The organism is Arenibacter sp. ARW7G5Y1, from assembly GCF_003201775.1.
Taxonomy (GTDB): Bacteria; Bacteroidota; Bacteroidia; order Flavobacteriales; family Flavobacteriaceae; genus Arenibacter.
Genome location: NZ_QJJZ01000004.1, coordinates 218,321 through 238,215 on the forward strand (window position 1 = coordinate 218,321; position 19,895 = coordinate 238,215).

Below are 19,895 nucleotides of genomic sequence, written 5' to 3' on the forward strand. Positions count from 1 at the left end.
CTAGTAACCATTATCCAGTATCACCTAAAAGTGGGCCAAGAATCAACAATATGAAGAAAAAACGTTATTCCATAAAAGATATCGCACAAGAATTAAAGGTATCCAGAACAACCATATCTTTTATTCTTAATGGAAAAGCCAAGGAAAAACGGATTAGTGAGGCACTAACCAAAAGGGTATTGGAATATGTGGAAAAGGTAGGGTACCAACCACATTCCATCGCAAGAAGTTTAAGGACGGGAAAAAGTAGGGTATTGGTTGTCATGGTCGAGGATATCTATTCCAAGCTGGCAAGGATAATTGAAGATGTTGCCTATAAAAAGGGGTATAGGGTGTTGTTCTGTAGTAATGACAACGATGACAAAAAATCCAGAGCTCTTTTAAAGCTATTCAGGGACAGGCAGGTGGATGGATATATTATTGTTCCGTCTCCGGGTGTTGAAAAGGAGATCAGGGCAATGGACCAAGAAGGGGTACCAGTTGTTTTGTTTGATCGATATTTTCCTGCCCTTAAGGTAAGTGCTGTTCTTGCGGCAAATAAACAGGCAACCTATGCGGCAACAAAACATCTAATTACAAATGGGTTTACCAAAATTATCTTCTTAACCATAGATTCTTTGCAGACACAAATGATGGCCCGCAAGAAAGGCTATTGCCTGGCATTGGAGGAACATGGGTTGGAACCGATAATCGTGGAAATTCCGACCAATGTGAAAAATAGTCTTGCGCAAAAGGACATATTAATGCAACTAATGAAAAAAACCAATGATTTTGATGCTATGTTTTTTGGCACCAACTATTTGGCCGTAAGTGCTTTGGAACTTATGAAGGAAGAATTTCCGTCCTATTTAAATTCCAAAGGCTTTTTTACTTTTGATGACAGTATTCTTTTTAAATTGTTTTCTCCTTCAATTTCTGCCATTTCACAACCTTTAAAGAAATTTGGGGAGCTTTTGATGGAGATGATCGTAGATAAAATTGAGTCGCCACAAGTGGATGATGAAACGGATTTTAAGATACATACCTTGGATTGTGATATAGAATACAGGGAAAGTTCAATGCCTTTAAAGGACCGTAGCGGAATTTAGGAAGGTGTAATGGTGAATTCCCACCCGGTTGCCATTAGTTCGGCTTGGATCTGGTAATCGTCCTGCACAACGCTGTAATAAACGGCTTCGGCTATTTCACTGTGAAGTGGGAACCGTGAACGGTATCCGCTTTCAGAGTCGGCAGCGGTCCCAGGATTTAATTTTAGGGGTCCAGTTGTGGGCATGATCAATAAATTACCAGGTCCGAATGCCCAGTTCCGCTAAAATGGGTATTACTAAAACCAACAATTGTCCTGTCCCCGTATTGACAACCGGCACAGTATTTATATACATCCGGACTTTATTGTACACTGCCATAAGGCACGGTGGCCCAGGGTAGGTATGGCCCATTTTGGCCATACCTATCATAGGGTCTACATATTGTACGTAATTGGTTTCAAAAGGAACTGTAACGGTCGTGTTCTTTTAGGAAAATGAACTTAATGTAACTGCGCATATCCCTAAAATTGCATAAGGCCTATTTTTTATGGACTTGATCATTTGACTACAGTTTGTAGAAATTTTTTATTCGTTCGATAAGGAGTAGGGGTAGGCATCTTTGGTAGTTCCGCGCTGTTTATTGGGGGTGCTGTCCATCTCGATATCCAAAATGGCACCTTCCATAACCATGGAATGAAGGAGGTAATTTTTGTTGTATTCCTTGTTATTGAGCTTTATATGTTTGATGTATTTATTGTCCTTACTGTTTTTTGGTGCGTGAATAATAAATTCCTTTCCATTCTGAAGGTAAATGGTGGTCTTTTTAAACAGTGGAGCACCCAATACATATTGGTCGGTGGCAGGTGTTACCGGGTAAAAACCCAATGCCGAGAAAACATACCAGGCCGAGGTTTGTCCGTTATCTTCATCACCGCAATAACCATCCGGGGATGGAAGGTACATCTTGTCCATAGTCTCCCTAACCCATTTTTGCGCTTTCCAGGGTTGGCCGGCATAGTTATAAAGGTATATCATATGTTGAATGGGCTGGTTCCCGTGGGCATATTGGCCCATGTTGGCTATTTGCATTTCGCGAATCTCGTGGATTACTCCACCGTAATAGCTATCATCGAATATTGGGGGAAGGGAGAAAACTTTATCCAGTTGGCCAATAAAGTCGCTTTCGCCGCCCATAAGGTTTATTAAGCCTTGGATGTCATGGAACACGGACCAACTATAATGCCAACTGTTTCCTTCGGTAAAGGCATCGCCCCATTTGAATGGATTAAAGGGTTTCATAAATTCTCCATCTTGGTTCTTCCCCCTCATCAATTTGGTTTCGGGGTCAAATAATTTTTTATAGTTTAAACTACGCTCTTTATAGGTTTTAATTTCCTTTTTAGGTTTTTTTAGGGCTTTAGCCAATTGATATATGGCAAAATCGTCGTAGGCATACTCTAGTGTACGTGCCGCGTTTTCGTTAATTCCCACGTCATAGGGTACGTACCCCAGTTTTTTGTAGTAAGGTGCTCCTGCACGGCCAACTGCCGTCATTGGGCCTTCGTTATTGGCACCATTAATCAAGGCGTCATAAAGGTTTTGGATATTGTAATCGAATTTTCCATCAGATTTAATGTAGGCATCGGCAACCACGGAAGCTGAATTGTTTCCTACCATAATATTCCTTAATCCTGGACTGGCCCATTCCGGTAACCAACCACTTTCATCATATGCATTGGAAAGACCGGCCTGTATTTTGGCGTTCAGTTCGGGATACATTAGGTTCAAGAAAGGAAATAATGCTCTAAAAGTATCCCAGAAGCCTGTATCGGTAAACATATATCCGCTTCTTACCTCTCCATTATATGGGCTATAATGTACAACGTTGCCATGCTTGTCGTATTCATAAAATTTTCGCGGAAACAATAAGGATCTATAGAGACAGGAATAAAAGGTTTTGAATTGTGCGGGTGTACCTCCCTCAACCTTTATACGGCCAAGTTCGTCATTCCAGACCTTCTTGCCTTTTTCCTTCAGTGAGTCAAAATTATGATCGCCAATTTCGTTCAGGTTAAGTGCTGCTTGCTCAAAGCTGATGAAGGAAGAGGCTACCTTTGCATTGATCTGTTCGCCCTTTTGTGTTTTAAAACCAATAATTGCTCCGGTATGATTGGATTTTACTTCCAATGTATTGCTAAGAGTGCCATCGCTGAAAGTTTTTTTCAGTTCAAAAGGTTTGTCGAATTGAATAATAAAGTAATTTTTAAAATTATCAGGAACCCCTCCGCTATTACGGGTGGTGTAGCCAATAACCTTATTTTCTTCCGGAATAATTTTTACAAAAGACCCACGGTCTAGGGCATCGATTACTATTGAAGCCTGATCAGTTTCAGGAAAGGTAAAACGGAACCGGGCCGCCCTTTCGGTTGGGGTTATTTCGGTTGTTACGTCATGGTCTGCCAGATAAACACTATAATAGTATGGCTTGGCAGTTTCCGTCTTGTGTGAAAACCAACTTTGACGCTCCTCTTCCGGGAACCTAATTTTGCCGGTAACCGGCATTATTGAAAACTGTCCATAATCGTTCATCCACGGTGAGGGTTGGTGGGTTTGTTTAAAGCCACGGATCTGGGTAGCATCATAGGTGTAGGCCCAACCGTTGCCCATTTCACCGGTCTGAGGGGTCCAGAAGTTCATGCCCCATGGCATTGCGATTGCAGGATAGACATTTCCATTGGATAAACGGTAATCGGAATCTGTTCCAATTAAGGGATCTGCCCACTCAGCTGGCTCGTCTATATGGTCGATCACCACTTCCTGAGCAATGGATGTGGTAAGGAGTACCGGGATAAGTAATAGGAGAGAGATTGGTTTTTTCATACTTTTTGTAGGGTAATTTGAGTTTAACTTAGTTTATAGGCAGGATGAAATCACCCACCTGGCAGTTGTATGGGTTCAACAATACTATTGCCGACCGATGTGAAAATTCATTTGCAACATTATATGTCTCTGAACGTCTGTAAGCAAAGCTTTTATGAGCACCGTTTTAATTCTGTAGGTGCTATTTAGGTCGTTTTGGGAATACAATAATACAAAATACTAAATCGATTTAGCAAATTTTTTTGAAACAATTGTTTCAATTGGTTGGTGTTGCACCTTACAGTAGGTTGTGGGAAAAGCGCATGAAAAAAAATGGTTATAGGCCAATATTGAAATTGAAAACGGCTTCAATCTGTTTCGGATCTTGGATTGATTCCATTGATACTTTTACCTTGAATGAATAAATTTACAGCGAAATTCCGATGATAAAATTTATGTGGAGTTGTTGAGGACCTTAGGTTGGATCGATCCCGAAAGTTGTTTACCTAATATAAAAAGTTAGAGTTTATTATTTCAAGTGCGTGTACCGTTTATTTCGTGCATAGCCCAAATGCATAGCATTCATGAATATTGGAATAATTAATTAAAATATATATCGCAACCTCTCCAACAAGAAGGACAATACTGGGGCATCAAAACGTTACAGTAACCTTGGAGTCTGAATAATTTCCATTTTCATCAAATGTAACAATATTCAAATAATAGGTTGCACCCGTTTCTACACTGGCATTGAAAGATTGTTCAATGGTATTGTCCAGGAACAGGGCAGGAGGGTTTTCTTGGGAAAAATATACTTGATAATAGTCGATATCATTATCTAGATCAACTCCTTCCCATGAAACATTTACAGTATTATTTTCATTTTCTGGTAACCTAATATCTGCAGGAAAAGGCACATGGTTTGAATCTGCCAGACCTTCCGTGTAAAAACTGAAATCTTCACTTTTTTCGGAATGTCCAAAATCATCCGTAACGGTTACGTTCCATGTATAAAGGGTACCCGGTTCCAATTCAATGGAAATAAAGGAATCAGTAGTGGTAAGTAAATTAGATTCCCCAGTTACTCCATCCGTATAGTTAATGTTGTAGCTTGTAATTTGGTCAACATCATTCCAATCAAATTCTACGGCAATCTTATTGGATTCCAACTTTGTTCCAAAACATTGTTTATTGTTTTCGGGGAGCAGTAAGCTAACCTTGCCTATACTGTTACTTGGTTCAAACTTGCCCTCACAAGCAAGAAATACCGATGTAAGGGCCATAAGATAAAATATATTCGACTTCTTCATAGCGCTACTCTTTGATAATTTTAAACTCTATAATTTCTATTCCCGAAACAACTTTAAAAAGATAGATTCCTTTGGGTAAATCTGGCAGCTGTACCGTAATATCTCCGTTTTCGATTTCTTCATGTATTGTCTTGACCAAACTACCTGATAGGGTGAAAACATTTATTTGGGCCTTGCCATCCCTTTCAAAACCACTAAAATTAAGAATGTCCTTTACAGGATTGGGAAATATCGATACGTTTCCAATAATAATAACGTCTTCAAAAATACCCTGACAATCAGATCCACCTGTAATGGAAACTAGGTTTTGACCTTTATTAATGGGTATTTCCAGAATTTTATTTGAAGTATTTTCAAATTGAAAACGATAAATATTGTCATTTACCAGGGCTTCATAATTCTTGCTTCCCTGAACAATAAAGCTTGCTTTTAAATTGGTGGCATCTATGGCATTCGCATCTACGCTAAGTCTTTCATAAGTGGAGACTACAATACCAAAACATTGCTCATAATCTGGAAGTTCAGGAACAGTCAGGCAAACTTGATAACTTCCCCTCGCTAGATTATTTTGCTCAAAGGCATTATCATAATTAGCGGATCCAACAACATTTCCATTCAAGCTCACTGTAAATGTGTAATCCTCATTATCAATAGTGACTACAAAACTCCCGTTTTCTTCACCCTCACAAGTTTCACTTTGGACAATTACTTGAAGGGCTTCCTGATCAAAGGAAGTAATTTCATAAAGGCAGCCATTTTCTGCTGGGGTTCCCGATACGTACGGGCAGTCATCATCAATATCCGGAACCCCATCATTATCATCGTCACTATCTGCATTGTCGCCAATTCCGTCATTATCATTATCTGAAGATTCACTGCTATCCCTAGGGAATACATCTTGGTCGTTATCAATGCCATCGCCGTCTATGTCAGGGTCGCACACATCCCCGAGACTATCATTATCCAAATTTGCCTGATCCGAATTGGAAGTGTTGGGGCAGTTGTCCACATCATTGGGAATACCATCGTTGTCGTAATCGTTGTTCCCTTCACAGGCATCTCCAATTCCGTTGGCATCAGCATCTTCCTGATTTGGGTTTGCTACAGTAACACAGTTATCCGAGTTGTCACCTACACCATCTTGATCCGTGTCTGACCATTCCGAGGCATCCATAGGGAATGCATCATTTGTATTCGGGTAGCCATCACCATCAATATCCTCATCGCAAACATCGCCAAAAGCATCTCCATCCAAATTTGCCTGATCCGAATTGGAAGTGTTGGGGCAGTTGTCCACATCATTGGGAATACCATCGTTGTCGTAATCGTTGTTCCCTTCACAGACATCGCCAATTCCGTTGGCGTCAGCATCCTCTTGATTTGGGTTTGCCACAGTAACACAGTTGTCCGAGTTGTCACCTACACCATCTTGGTCCGTGTCTGACCATTCTGCGTGATCCATTGGGAATGCATCATTTGTATTCAGGTATCCATCACCATCAATATCCTCATCGCAAACATCGCCGAAAGCATCTCCATCTAAATTTGCCTGGTCCGTATTGGAAGTGTTGGGACAATTGTCTATAGAATCTATTACGCCATCGTTGTCGATATCCGTTCCATCATCATCTATTATATTAACTCTAATGCGGACAACACCATTGATATCTGAATCTTTTAGGAAAACACCAGTTTCATTTTCCGAAATATCCACGTAATAATACTCTGCGTCTTCAATGGTATTGTCATTATTTATTCCAAGGGTAAGTAAAGGAAAACCACTAAAATCATAGGTAAGGTTTACAACCTCATTTACTGCGTAATAATCAGATCCATCAGTAGGTGGGTCACCCCCAATTGCAGTGCCGTTTCCTGAAACAATTTGAAAGTCGTATCCTTCAAAATTTTGGTCCGTAGCACTTGGATCGCTAATATCAAAGAGAACCGTTAATTCTTGCGAACTGTTCTCTTGAAAATTGTATTCGGTAGGGGTAATCATTTGGCCCCCTTCCAAAAGAGGTGTTATTTCAAAGGGAGGGGGTGGTTGGTTGTCATCATTGTCATTTATAAAACCTGTGGCTTGATCATTGTCTATTACTAATCCCAATCCCTGATTGGTAGTAGTGATCGCGGTGATAAAGTTTTCTTGATTTTCAGGATCGGTATCATTTATCACTTCAACCTCAAAGGTTATGGATTCCTGGGCTGGTTGGATATAAAGGGTTTTGTCGACATTATTTTTGATGCCGTCAATAAAATCAGTCCCAAGCACGGCTGCATCTGTACCTATACCAGGCAAAAAATCTACTTCAAATTCAATATCGAAAGGCGTATCGTTCACAGCAGGATTCCCATTCCCGTCACTTAATAAAATGGAAAAACCGATATCCGCGCCTCCCTCCAATCCAATTTGGGTAGAGGATAAGGAAATGTGGTTGTCATTATCCAATATGGAAATTCCTGCAAATGGTGCTCCTGTGTTGGGGTCTAAATTATACCCTTCACCTTCGGTAATTTCTAGGTCTATAAACTCTCCGTCCTCAAATAAATTATCGTCTATCGGTTCCACTGTCATTATAGAAGAGCCCTGACCATTAGCTATGAAGAAGGAATCTATTGAAGATCCATCAATTGTAAAATCCACACCTTCAATAGCATCCCCATTGTTCAGAAGTGAAATTGCCATATCCCGTCCACTTTCGTTAATTACACCGTTACCATTGTCATCAAAAATGGATATGGTAAAATTACCGTTGGATCCATTTTCGGCAATATTTGGTCCGGCAGTAATATTTATCCTATAATCGTCTTCCAGAATGGTATAGGAGTAGATAAGGGAACCTTGGTCAAGGGAAGCGCCATCCGAGGCATTCACCAATTCTCTAGAATTGGAAAATGCTTCCAAAAAAACCACTTCATTACCCTCAAATTCACTATCACTTGAGATGTTGAGGCCAGGTACAAGAATTGAAGAAAAGGTGTCATAGATCCCGGCCGGTATTTGTACTTCCAAACTTGCACCACCGTCAAGATCATAGTCCGTTGCCGGATCTGCTATATTGTTACCTGCAAAGGAGCTGGTAAATAAAATTATACTGGTGGGCGTTGTTACTGTTCCTTCCAGTAACAGACGTGGAGTAGGGGTACCCGAGTCTTCCCAGTTAACCTCGTTGGGCAATATAAACGAAACAAGAACAGGGGGGTAAGTTGAACAATCTTCACTATATACAGTTTGGGAATCCTTGGACCAACCCGATGGTGATGTTCCTACTGTTGCTGCATCAACTTGTATACATGATAGTGTTGGGTAGTGCCCAGCAGTATTCAATTCTGTAATGGCAGCGTTATTTCCATTTTTTAAATTCAGTTCGTTTAAAGGAACTCCACCTAAACCTGAATTATAGGCCAGCCGAATTATTTCGATATTGGGGGAAGTAGAAAAATCCAAGGTTTCAATTCCAGTATTTTCCCCTTCGAATGTAATGAGACTATTGGGTAAACCATTATTTATTGTGGTTAAATCCAAGGAGGAAAGGTTTGGATTGTTGCGAACACTAAGTGTTTCTATGTTCGAAAATTTGCTAATGTTCAACTCGGTTAGGGCATTGTCAACAACTGAGAGCCGTTCCACAGTACTTAATCCGTTACCAGAAGTAGTAATTTCCGTTAAGGATGGGTTGTTTTCAATTTCAATATTTAGTAATTCCGCATTATTGTTGCCCAAATTAAATTCAGTGATAGCCGTATTTGTTAGTACAAGATTTTGTAATTCGGTCATCCCAGCTATGTGCTCACCCACGATCAGATCGTTTAAAGCTGAACAATTTTCTATAGTTAAATTTGTAATACCCGACTGCCATATTTCTAATTTCTCAAGACTAGGTCTATTGCTTAGGTTATAATTGAACTGTGTTGCAGGGTCGTTATCGTTGAAAATACTGGCATATATGGTCAAATCCCTTAAATTGGAATTTGCGGGAGGTAGCACCAGGTTTGTCAGGTCTAAACAATTCCTAATATCCAATATTTCCAAACTGTTGACCGTAGAAAAATCAAGGCTGGTCAATACTGTGTTGTCAATCCTTAGGTTTGCCATATTGCTATTGGTAAAAGTAGCAAACGTAGTGAGCGAGGGGGCGTTTTCGATTGTTAAATCAGAAATTATCGAATTACTGAAATCTACATAGCTTAAAAGGGGTTTGTTTATTAGGTCAAGTGCCTCTAAGTTCGAATTTAGGACCACTACAGTTGTGAGGTTATCGTTACTGCTTAATTCGATATCCGAAGTAAGGGTGTTAGTATCACCAAGTACAAAACTACTCAGCTTTGAATTTGCAGAAACATCTATTGAGGTCAATAGAGAACCGTATATGCTCAAAGACGATAATTCCAGATTTTGTGAAACATCAAGAGAGGTCAATTGTGTGGGGCCTACCCTTATCCTTTCCAAAGCATCCGCACCATTCACTACCAGAGAGGAAAGATTTGGAATATTGGTGTCAATTTCTTTCAGTAGTTTGTTTTGACTAAAATCCAGTTGCACGAGGTTTAAACTTCCCCCATTAATATGTACTTCCTCCAAAAAAATGAAATTTTCAATACCCGATAAGGTTTGTATATCCAAATTATTTAAATTAAATACCGTATTGGTGACCTTGGAAGCATCATCGAAACTAATGGCATTGTCTGGAAATGGGTTACTGTCAATGCCCTCTGCTATCAAATACGACTCAAAGGATGGATCTATTGGAAATGTCTGTGAAATAACAAATAAACTGTTAAGGCCTATAAGTAAAGTAAGTAGTTTTCTTTTCATAATCATTCTTTTTTTATCACCTCCTATGACTAATTGGTATCTTAAATCCAACATAAACATTGACCATTTGTGGACTATCCGAAATTAGGTTTGATAATAAACTTCCCGAGCCCACAATAAGAGGGCCCAGTTTTAATCCTGCACCAATGGCCGTTTTACCCAATGGGCTATAACTTATGGGCAGATATGCACTAATTATTCTGGTCTCGAATCGCGGGGTAAACGTAATTAAGTTAAGTCGATTGTTATTGTAGGGTGCATTCTTCTTTACCACCGTTTGTGTTATATCCAAATTGGCGTAAACCAGGGGTAAGAGCTTATAATCTATATTGAGTCTTAAGGAGGTTGGTAAAGCAATTCTAACATCTCCCAAGGTACTTGTACTGGAGAAATTGTTGTCTAACGCATCAACAAAGTCATCCTCTACCTCATCCGCATCTACCGTTCCATTGATGTCGTATTTGGTAAACTCAACATCTTTATAGGTGATAGCTCCCAAATCCTGTAATGACATACCTATTTTAACCCTATACTTATTTATGGCCCTTTGATTATCACGTGTATTTGAGGCCATGGATGAAGGTGTTCTATATTCATACACCACGCCTAGATCCATTCCATAACCGGGCGAATAATTTTTAATATAGTCTTTCGGATCTTGATCTTCGTCATAACTCATGAGATATGAAAAGTCCCCATTAAAATTTATTTGATTGTCCGCTGCGGTATAACTTCCGGATAAATTATTGGACGATCCTTGGGCTATCCCACCGCCCAATAGATACTTTAAGGTTATTCCTCCTTTTAAATAGTGATTGTAAAAGTCGTCAAATATAACCCTGCCATATGCAAGACCTATTTCTCCCCAACCATGGGTAGTGCCATCCAGGTTATCCTGGTCAACGCTATAATCCTCAGTAGGGAAACCATCCAAAATACTTTCCAGGAATTCACCGTTAATGTTGTTGTAATTGTTTACCAATCTAGCCCTGGTCAGTATACCTACACTGTGTTTTTCGCTAAGGTTAAACATAAAGGAAGGCCCCATAACCTCTAAATTGGCAAGAACCTCGTTGTGGGAACTGGCAAAGGTGTTCAAATCCGTAAAATCTGCCCCATCTGCCAATTGGGTTACATTATCAAATGAAAAACCTACATAGTCATTGGCCACGACTGTACTAAACGAGATGAAATTAACATCAATTTGCACCCTGGAATCAGCGATGTTGGCGGGATTGGAGGTAACTCCATGGATTCCATTAAAGTTGTCCGTAATATACCCGGTGTAAGATTGACAAACTAAAGAGGAAGAAAAAAGAATGGAAAACAGGAAGTAAATATTCTTCATTTGGTATGGTTTAGTAACAGCTGTTTTTGGTTTGGTTTTTTGTTCCATAAACAAGAATGACTAAATCCAGATGAACCGAATGTACAATCCTTGGGCTATCGGAAGGATGTAAATTCCACATTGGTAATTGGGTAAAAATTTTGGGGGGAGAATAAATTATAGGAAAGTTAAAGTTTATCAGTAGACCTTAGCATTCCCTTGACAAATATAATGTCTTAAAAAGTATTGGGAAATACCTACTAGTGGGTATTTTTACGCCAATACTGGATAAAGGGAGAATAGGATTGTACAGTTTATTTATTAACCGTATTTCTTACTCGGTAATCCCGATTTGAATGCTCCGACACTTGCCTGCCTTTGTCGTTTGGGCAGGGCTGTGACGGGGAGGTTTGCCCACACACTTTCTATTAATTGAAAAGGAACTGGGAAGCCGTTAATCGAAATAAAGATGTTATTTTGACCAATCATTGGAATATAAAAAAAATAATTATTACATAAAGCGCTCCTATGCTGAGTTGTAATAAACCTTGAGAAAATTATTGACGAACCAAGGATACACTACCTACTGTATTAGGGTAATCCGATATACAGGGAACACTCGGTGTCATTTTTATAATCATGGAATACTCTCCTGAACGTACATAAGGGAAGAATTGGATCCTTGCGGTATGAATGTTTAATGAGATCTGTTGGGTCGATTGAAGGGGAGGTGAGTCAACATCGTCCGCACAGGCGTCTGAAATGTTACTTTCAACAATTAAATTAATATTCAATCCATTTTTAAAATGATAACTGTTTTCAATATAAGTGCTCCCACCTTCCAATTCCAAATTAATTTTATTCTCTTCCGTATTGAAAGTAATTAGTTCGTTCATAATAATTTGATCATTAGAGCTATTTATAAGCTGTAATTTCCAAACCCCCGAAAGATAGTTTTCAGCATTGCCTTTTAGGGATATTCTATTATTTTCTTGGTCTACATCATTTACCACAATAAATGAAGAAGTATATTCTTTTTCTTCCTTAGGAGTGAAGGTTACGTTGACCGTCTTTTTACTAAAGGGAGGAATACTGCCAGCTTTCCAGTCTACAGAGAAGCCCTCCAACATTTCAATATCGGTAACCGTTATCGGATCATTTAGGTTAGGGTTCTCAATTTCCACAGGGAGGGTCTCGCTTTCACCAACAGCTACGTGCCCAAAATCCAAATCCCCGGATAAACGGATTTCCAATTTTTTTCCTTTCCCAAAAACTGGCCATTTATTGTTAGTGTCGTCAAGTGTGTTATCTACTACAACAAACCCATTGTATTCCTTATCATCGGTAGGTTCAAATACTACCTCTACTTCCTGTTTTTTTCCGGGAGCAATGGTTCCTTTGCTCCAACCATTGATACTGAACTTATCCGTAGGGAGACCTTCAAAACTTATGGCGTTAACTACCAGGTTATCATTTAGATTGGGGTTCTCAATATCAAAAAATTCGGAGTGCGGTTGGTTCATTGCAACCCCATTATAATTTAAAGAGCCGCTAAATTTTATCTTTGCACCATCTTCATTGGTGGCAATGGCGGTAATGGCCTTGGCATCAAAAGGGTCGTATTTGTCATTGCTGATTTTCAAGAAGGTATTGAAGGATCCGGCAGCATTTTTTGGAGCAAATGCAACTTTAATTTCCTTGCTAAACGTTTCGCTCCCAGCGGCCCCCAGGGTGAAGGGCAAGGGAGTGTTTATTTGAAAATATTGCGCATTGCTATTTACGGATATAGCGGTAATGGTTATTGGGTCGGTACCCCTATTGAAAATATTTAATACTTCGGTTTTGGTGTCATTGATGTCTACTTCGCCAAAATTCAAGTTTCCAAGAATGGTTACTTCGGCTGAACGGCTTTGTAATTCTTCCAAGTCCTTTTGTAATTCTGCAGATATACGTTGCAGTTCCTCCAGTTTTGCCTGAATGCCTGCCGCCTCGGCCACCACGAAGGCAGTACAGCCAATAATACCGGTAGGGCAGGTTAATGCATCGATAAACCCATTTACTTTTTCCAAATCCAGGGCCATTGCTTGGCCTATTTCTGTATCAGTTGCCTCAAGTAGGCTCTGGGATAGTTCAAAGACCATTGGAGAGCATTTGAAGGCAGCAAGCAATCCCAAAGGAATGGCCCCTGTGCCTACTGAACCTACCGAGCCTACAGCGAACATAGCTAAACCTTCGGCACAACCAACAACGTCCACCACCAGTTCAATATTGGAGGCAATATCGCGAATTTCCTCTGTTGTAGTCTTTTTTATTACCTCTCTCTTATTTGTAATAAAATCATCAGTGGAAGAAACTATAAGGTTGGTAACAAAAGATGTCGCACCATTTAGCTCTAGGGCCATGTCTACAACTTCGTTGTTCTCTTTAAAATTATAGAGGACCGTGAGTCCCTCATTGTTCCTTTTGGATTTAGGTAATCCAGTTTGTTCATCAAGCACAATATACTCTTCATAAGCACCGTCTTTGTAGAAAAAACCATCATAATCACCATCTTCGTCCAAATCGCGGACATATAGACGTGCATTATTCTTATGTACAAAAGCAAAGGGGAATTGGGAGTTTCCCGTTTCAAAGATTAGTATGTTTTTTAAGGAGTTTTCTTGATCATCAAGCCTATCATCAATTCCCGTATCAGGAATACAAGAAAAGATAATGCCAAAAATAACAAGAATGGCGCACAGCTTTTTCATAATACAGAGAAGGTAACTTGGCCAGCAAGATAGACCATGTACGTACACAAAAAAATACCCACTCCAGGGTATATTTAGTGGGTCAATGGGAGTTTGCCCTATTCCAGAATACCATTTTTCTTACAAAACAGGAGTACATCATCAATAGAATGTGATTTAGCCTTTTTTAAGATGTTTTTCCGATGTGTTTGAACCGTATGTTTACTTATATGCAGATTTTGAGCAATTTGTTCTGAAGTGAAATCCTTATCCAACATCCTAATGACTTCTTTTTCCCTCTTGGTATAAAAGTCCTTATATAATTGGTAAACTACTTTTTTGAACTTCTTTAGGTCAAGTTCATTGGCTTGAAAATTCCATTCTACCCTGTCGCTGGTTTCCAAAAATGAGATGTCGGTCAACAATGAAAAATTACTTACCATTCTTCCTTTCACATCACGTTCAAAAGCTGAGGATTGCCTTAATATTTTACAATAGTTTCCATCCTTCTTTAGGAACCGAAAAGACAGAAATAGATGAGCCTCTTCGTTCGAAGTTGGAATCTTTGTTACATGTTCCACAACGCCTTTTGTGATTTTTTTAACGATATCCCTATCGTCAGGATGGGTGTAGGCCACTAAATCTTCAGCATTGAATTCGGCCAACGTATAGCCAGTTAAACTTTCCAAATTTTTTTCGTAGATCATTCCTTTATCGGCCCAATGTGCCACATACAAACACTGTTTGTTGTTTAAGGGGAATTTTTTAAAAATTGAATAATCTTTAGGTATATATTTATAATTTTTGACAATATCTCGAATACCCTCTCTGAAGGCCTGCATCTCTATACGATCTTTCATGATTGTTGAAGACTATTTGCGAATTCAAAAAGAATTTTGTTAAATGCAGCTGGATTTTCAAAATGGGGAGAATGGCCTGATTTTGACACACTGTGTATCCTGATGTTTTTGTCAATATCCATTACTATATTTTCCATGTATGATTTGTTTATAAGACCATCTAGCTCACCTAGTACAAAAGCAATTGGAAGTTTTGTCATGGTTAAGATGTCCACTTCATCCAAAAGCTCTCCTTTACCCACGGCTATACCCAAATCATTTCTGAATTTGCCATCGGATTGTCTTATCAAGGACTTGATAAGGGTGTTGTCTTCAGCAGAACTTATGAAATTTGCCAAATCGTCAAGTTCCCCATTGTTCAAATTAGCTTGGAACAATAAAGCCATACGTTCGTCATTGTTAAAGGCCTCATCTATATTCAATGGTTTTTTTAACGGCGGGGTGCCACACAACAAAAGGCCAAGGCAGTTATTTAGTTTTGGTAAAGCTTCAATGCAGAAATGCCCTCCCAAGGAATGCCCTACTAAAATATAGTCTTGTTCCTTATTGATTTTTTCCACCAACATCCCTGTAATTTTTGTGATGGAATAGTTCTTCATTCTTGGAGATTGACCATGCCCTGGTAAAACTATGGTAACCAGGTTAAAATGCCGCAGTTCGGTTGCATTGAGCTGGTGTTGCCAAATCGCTGGGCTTTGTGAATTGCCGTGGACAAAAATGAGCGTTAATTTAGAGTTATCTCTTGCCTTTTTGGTAAAGGTGCTTAACTTCATATTGGGGGAATTCATTATGGCATGTGCGTTTAAAGATAGCGGAAATTTAACCTAAATAAACTGAAAGGGATCGGTTTACTCCTTGATCGTTCCTTAATATTCGATTAATTACGACATTGCAGTAATCGGCGGGCTGTGATCTGTTTATATCTTAGGGTTCTTATTACTAATATAAAAGGCTAAAATATAAAAGGTGGGATACCTAATTTATGGTACCCCACCCTATAATACTTTTAAAAAAAAATGTGCTTTATTTATCTATAATTTTAGTTTTAAGAGTAATTCATGGGTGCCATTGCTCAAATTGGCAATGGTATTCTCTGTAGCGGTTTCATATGCATATCCCAATTGTAGACTATTGCTGGCTTTAAAAATAAAGAAACCGCCAAACCCTTCATCCATACGATATGCCACTCCTGGCTCTATTTTTTCCCCGAGCATAAAGGCTGCGGTGAAGTCCATTGAAAGGGGGGAAGCATTTACATACCGCGCTAATATGGAAGGCTTGAAGGTAATGTTATTGTTTAAAGGTATGTCGTAACCTGCCGTAGCATATACATGTATCTTATCTTCTCCTTGTTTTGCAATTCCATTGTCATTGTCCAAACGGTTTGGAGTGAGTATTCTGGGAACTGAAAGAGAGGCAAAAAATGATTTTCCTTTTAAATAGGCACCACTGCCTATATTGGGGGTAAAACTACCGCTGATATTCGTTAAGCTTGGGTCTGATTGAATGCTATAGGTTATAAGTCCATCCGTATTGACCTTATAGGAGTTTAACCCCGCTTTTATTCCCAAAAATAGATGTGTATTTTCATTCAGTTGCAAATGATAGGAGAAATCCAACGCTACCGAAGTTTGGTTTTCAATGAAGGTTCTATCATTGATGATAGAGATTCCCACTCCTAGATTCTTCCCAATTGGAGTTCCAAAGAAAACGGTCTGGGTTTCCGGGCTGCCTTCTACACTTGCCCACTGGCTTCTGATGCCCACTCCAATATCGGTTACCCCATTAGATCCCGCAAAAGCAGGATTAATGAGGTTCATATTATATCGGTAGAAGGTAAAATTGGGGTCTTGCTGGGCCGTTAATGCACCAAAGGCAAGTAAGGTGGATAAGACGAAATATATAGTTTTAAGTTTCATTTCAGTATTGAATTTTAATTGGTTAACGATTGGGTTTAATAATTAATGAACAACCAGCCCTGTATAGGTGCAGTACCATTGCCCAGATCAATTGTATACATATATGATCCCGACGGTAGTTTGTTGCTGTTGGACCTATATGTGGCGTTCCAATCGTTCTTATAGCCCTTGCTGGCAAATACTTCATGTCCCCATCGGTTATAAACCTTAATAAGTGCATTGGCGTAATTCTCAATTCCCGGTATTATCCAGTAATCATTGATCCCATCACCATTTGGTGTAAAGGCCTGGGCTGGTATTAGTGTGGGCTTGGCGTTGATTGGAAAGTAATCCTCCGCATCCGGTATCCCATCGTCATCATCATCGGTATCACAAGAATCGGCTATTGAATCTCCATCAGTATCCGTTCCTGTCAGGGTTAGTTGAGCAGTTTCAATAGTAGTGTTGCCACTGCTGTCCGTAGCCGTTAAAGTAAGGGTGTATTGTCCTATGTTGGCACAGTCAAAATTTGTACGGTCCATAACTAGGCTGGAGATACTACAATTATCATAACTTTCATCTATGAATTCTTCTGCAGCGATACTGATTAAACCGGTTTCATCCAAATTAATGGTCAAGTCTTTAACAACGACTATTGGTGCAATGTTATCCTCAACGATGACTACGGCTGTTGCGTGTGCTTCATTTCCGTTGGCATCGGTTGTTGTTAAGGTAACCGTATTTTCTCCAATATTTTCACAAGTAAAGTTTGTAGTATCTAAACTTATACTCGTAATTCCGCAGTTATCCGTTGAATTATTATTTATTTGAGTAGGGGTAATTGCAGCCACCCCATTGGCATCTAATTGTACATTAATGTCTTGCGCAATTGCCGTTGGGGGGGTCACATCCATCAAGGTGATATTAAAGGTGGTCGTATTTGTATTTCCATTTCCATCCTCAGCAGCAAGTGTAATGGTCTGTGTTGTTGCGTGACCGCTAAGTACAGTGCCGGATATCGGGGACTGGGTAATTGTTACTGTTCCACAATTGTCCGCGGCCGTTGTTAAGCCCGTGTAATCTGGAACGGTAAAATTACAAGAGGCATCCAAATCTTCAAAGGTATCCTCCACGGCAGTTAACGATGGGGGAGTTACGTCCGCTAATGTTACCTCAAAGGTGGTCGTATTGGTATTCCCGTTTCCATCCTCAGCAGTAAGTGTAATGGTCTGTGCCGTTCCGTGATCGCTAATTACAGTACCGGATATCGGGGATTGGGTAACCGTTACTGCTCCACAATTTTCTGCGGCCGTTGTTAAGCCCGTGTAATCTGGAACGGTAAAATTACAAGAGGCATCCAAATCTTCAAAAGTATCCTCTACGGCGGTCAACGATGGGGGAGTTACGTCCGCTAATGTTACCTCAAAGGTGGTCGTATTGGTATTCCCGTTTCCATCCTCAGCAGTAAGTGTAATGGTCTGTGCCGTTCCGTGATCGCTAATTACAGTACCCGATATCGGGGATTGGGTAACTGTAACTGTTCCACAATTATCTGCGGCCGTTGTTAAGCCCGTATAATCTGGAATAGTAAAATTACACTCGGCATCCAAATCTTGGTCTATATCCGCAACAGTGGTCAATGATGGGGCAATAAGATCATTAAAGGAGACATCAAAAGTTTGTGTCCCTATTTCACCTAAACTGTCCTCTATTGAGACCGTAATAGTACTTGTTCCCGCTGCATCCAAAAGGGGCGTAATTGTCAAAGAGCGGGTATTACCTGTACCTGTAATTACAATATCTGTATTATCTACCACACTTGTGTTTGATGAGGCTGCGGTAACTATAAACGTATTATCTCCAGGTAAGTTATCCGTAATAGTTAAAACTAATCCAGAGGCGGAACCATTAATACACTCAAATTGGTTTGCTATGGTGGAGCCTGAGGGTGTATCATTGGAGGTGGTTGTAAAGGAAACTTCATCACCGTAACCTGTTCCTATGGAGTTTGTGGCATATGCACGTACATAATAGGTGGAGCCACTGTTTAATCCGGTTAAATTGCTGCTAAAAGATCCCGTTCCTGTACCATTGGAAGTTTTTGAATCGGTTATTGTTGGTGATCCTGAAGTGTTCCAACAAATTCCCCTTTCAATAATAGCCTGTCCTCCATCATCAGTTATATTTCCGCCACTTACAGCTGTGGTAGAAGTAATGCCAGACATTGCTGTAGTTGTTACTGTTGGTCCCAATGATGCAAATACAGCATCAAAACACATTGTCATTAATAATCCTCCTCCACCTCCATTGTGTGAGAATGTAATAGTGGAGAAATTATTGGTTGAATGTACCTTTAATCGAGCCCCTTGAAGACCATCAACTGAAATTACATTACCATTGATAATAGTAGCTTCGGGGCAATCTCCGTTTTCATGTGTTATAGTTAATGATCCACCGGTATCAGTAGTAATAGTAACAATTTCACCAGTGTTTCCAGCAACCATATTATAAACCATATTGTTTACAGGAGATGAAAAGGTATTGGTGAATGTGCTTGCGCTTGAACCAATATAGACACTGTTTGGTTTAGTTGTGACCCCACAGATTTCCAAACTACTGGCGTAATTTTGGTATCCGCCGGTTCCTGAAGCGGTTATTGTCAATTCATTTTCAGTAAAAGGAAAATCATTATAGCCTTTTTCAGTTGTACAGGTTATTTGGCTTAATGCGCTTTGATAGCCTAAGCAGAATATCATTAACACTAGTAGAGTTATTTTTTTCATACGTTTATATTTATTGTTTTTCCAATTGAATTTCACACCTTCTAATATCTTCATATTGAAAATTAAAGTAGACAGGCACTACCTTTTGTGGTTTGAAGGCAGCGTCCTAAATCTTGAAAAGGCACTATGAACATGATATTGTTGAGGAATCCTTTATCAAGATTAAATTATCATCCTGTACCAACAATATTGGTTGCTCCAATCATGAAAAAAGGAGCCCTGTGATGGACTTAATTTGGGGTTTTTTAATTTTAAAAAATGGTTTTGTAGGGTTGTAATTTGGCA

At 39.5% G+C, this 19,895-nt stretch carries 10 protein-coding genes and 1 pseudogene; 1 reads left to right on the plus strand and 10 read right to left on the minus strand.

Annotation, left to right across the window (positions count from 1 at the left end; translation table 11 throughout):
• Positions 1-50: 50 nt before the first annotated feature.
• Positions 51-1,088, plus strand: a complete 1,038-nt coding sequence (locus C7972_RS07905; RefSeq protein ID WP_110355673.1) for a LacI family DNA-binding transcriptional regulator — start codon at positions 51-53, stop codon at positions 1,086-1,088.
• On the opposite strand, the pseudogene C7972_RS24395 reads toward C7972_RS07905, so the two are convergent.
• The 10 genes and pseudogenes from C7972_RS24395 to C7972_RS07955 form a co-directional block, all read right to left on the minus strand.
• A pseudogene (locus C7972_RS24395) lies at positions 1,080-1,457 on the minus strand (glycoside hydrolase family 92 protein); the annotation flags it as partial. The gene C7972_RS07905 and the pseudogene C7972_RS24395 sit on opposite strands and share 9 nt — an antisense overlap.
• 156 nt (positions 1,458-1,613) lie before the next feature.
• Positions 1,614-3,908 carry a GH92 family glycosyl hydrolase gene (locus C7972_RS07915; RefSeq protein WP_110355674.1) on the minus strand — a complete coding sequence of 765 codons (2,295 nt, stop codon included), beginning with the start codon at positions 3,906-3,908 and terminating at the stop codon, positions 1,614-1,616.
• 632 nt (positions 3,909-4,540) lie between these two features.
• Positions 4,541-5,197 carry a fibronectin type III domain-containing protein gene (locus C7972_RS07920; protein WP_110355675.1) on the minus strand — a complete coding sequence of 219 codons (657 nt, stop codon included), beginning with the start codon at positions 5,195-5,197 and terminating at the stop codon, positions 4,541-4,543.
• A gap of 4 nt (positions 5,198-5,201) precedes the next feature.
• On the minus strand, positions 5,202-10,013 hold the full coding sequence (locus C7972_RS07925; protein WP_181422843.1) for a thrombospondin type 3 repeat-containing protein: 4,812 nt from the start codon (positions 10,011-10,013) through the stop codon (positions 5,202-5,204).
• 16 nt (positions 10,014-10,029) lie between these two features.
• Positions 10,030-11,361: a DUF5723 family protein gene (locus C7972_RS07930; protein WP_146216283.1), complete on the minus strand. Its 1,332-nt coding sequence runs from the start codon at positions 11,359-11,361 to the stop codon at positions 10,030-10,032.
• A 536-nt stretch (positions 11,362-11,897) separates the two neighbouring features.
• Positions 11,898-14,090, minus strand: a complete 2,193-nt coding sequence (locus tag C7972_RS07935; RefSeq protein WP_110355678.1) for a choice-of-anchor D domain-containing protein — start codon at positions 14,088-14,090, stop codon at positions 11,898-11,900.
• A 98-nt stretch (positions 14,091-14,188) separates the two neighbouring features.
• Entirely contained in the window at positions 14,189-14,929 is a 741-nt protein-coding gene (locus tag C7972_RS07940) for a LuxR C-terminal-related transcriptional regulator (RefSeq protein WP_110355679.1), read from the minus strand.
• Positions 14,926-15,717, minus strand: a complete 792-nt coding sequence (locus tag C7972_RS07945; protein ID WP_110355680.1) for an alpha/beta fold hydrolase — start codon at positions 15,715-15,717, stop codon at positions 14,926-14,928. The genes C7972_RS07940 and C7972_RS07945 overlap by 4 nt, the downstream gene beginning before the upstream one ends.
• Positions 15,718-15,960: 243 nt before the next feature.
• On the minus strand, positions 15,961-16,848 hold the full coding sequence (locus C7972_RS07950; RefSeq protein WP_110355681.1) for a type IX secretion system membrane protein PorP/SprF: 888 nt from the start codon (positions 16,846-16,848) through the stop codon (positions 15,961-15,963).
• Positions 16,849-16,883: 35 nt separating this feature from the next.
• Positions 16,884-19,610 (minus strand): gliding motility-associated C-terminal domain-containing protein, encoded by a 2,727-nt coding sequence (locus C7972_RS07955; protein ID WP_181422844.1) that lies wholly within the window; start codon positions 19,608-19,610, stop codon positions 16,884-16,886.
• Positions 19,611-19,895: the final 285 nt, after the last annotated feature.

What these genes read in the sequence shown, in the direction of transcription:
- C7972_RS07925 (WP_181422843.1), bottom strand. Translation starts at nt 10,013, where the DNA reads ATGAAAAGAAAACTACTTACTTTACTTATAGGCCTTAACAGTTTATTT.
- C7972_RS07955 (WP_181422844.1), bottom strand. Translation starts at nt 19,610, where the DNA reads ATGAAAAAAATAACTCTACTAGTGTTAATGATATTCTGCTTAGGCTAT.
- C7972_RS07915 (WP_110355674.1), bottom strand. Translation starts at nt 3,908, where the DNA reads ATGAAAAAACCAATCTCTCTCCTATTACTTATCCCGGTACTCCTTACC.
- C7972_RS07920 (WP_110355675.1), bottom strand. Translation starts at nt 5,197, where the DNA reads ATGAAGAAGTCGAATATATTTTATCTTATGGCCCTTACATCGGTATTT.
- C7972_RS07945 (WP_110355680.1), bottom strand. Translation starts at nt 15,717, where the DNA reads ATGAATTCCCCCAATATGAAGTTAAGCACCTTTACCAAAAAGGCAAGA.
- C7972_RS07950 (WP_110355681.1), bottom strand. Translation starts at nt 16,848, where the DNA reads ATGAAACTTAAAACTATATATTTCGTCTTATCCACCTTACTTGCCTTT.
- C7972_RS07940 (WP_110355679.1), bottom strand. Translation starts at nt 14,929, where the DNA reads ATGAAAGATCGTATAGAGATGCAGGCCTTCAGAGAGGGTATTCGAGAT.
- C7972_RS07905 (WP_110355673.1), top strand. Translation starts at nt 51, where the DNA reads ATGAAGAAAAAACGTTATTCCATAAAAGATATCGCACAAGAATTAAAG.
- C7972_RS07930 (WP_146216283.1), bottom strand. Translation starts at nt 11,361, where the DNA reads ATGAAGAATATTTACTTCCTGTTTTCCATTCTTTTTTCTTCCTCTTTA.
- C7972_RS07935 (WP_110355678.1), bottom strand. Translation starts at nt 14,090, where the DNA reads ATGAAAAAGCTGTGCGCCATTCTTGTTATTTTTGGCATTATCTTTTCT.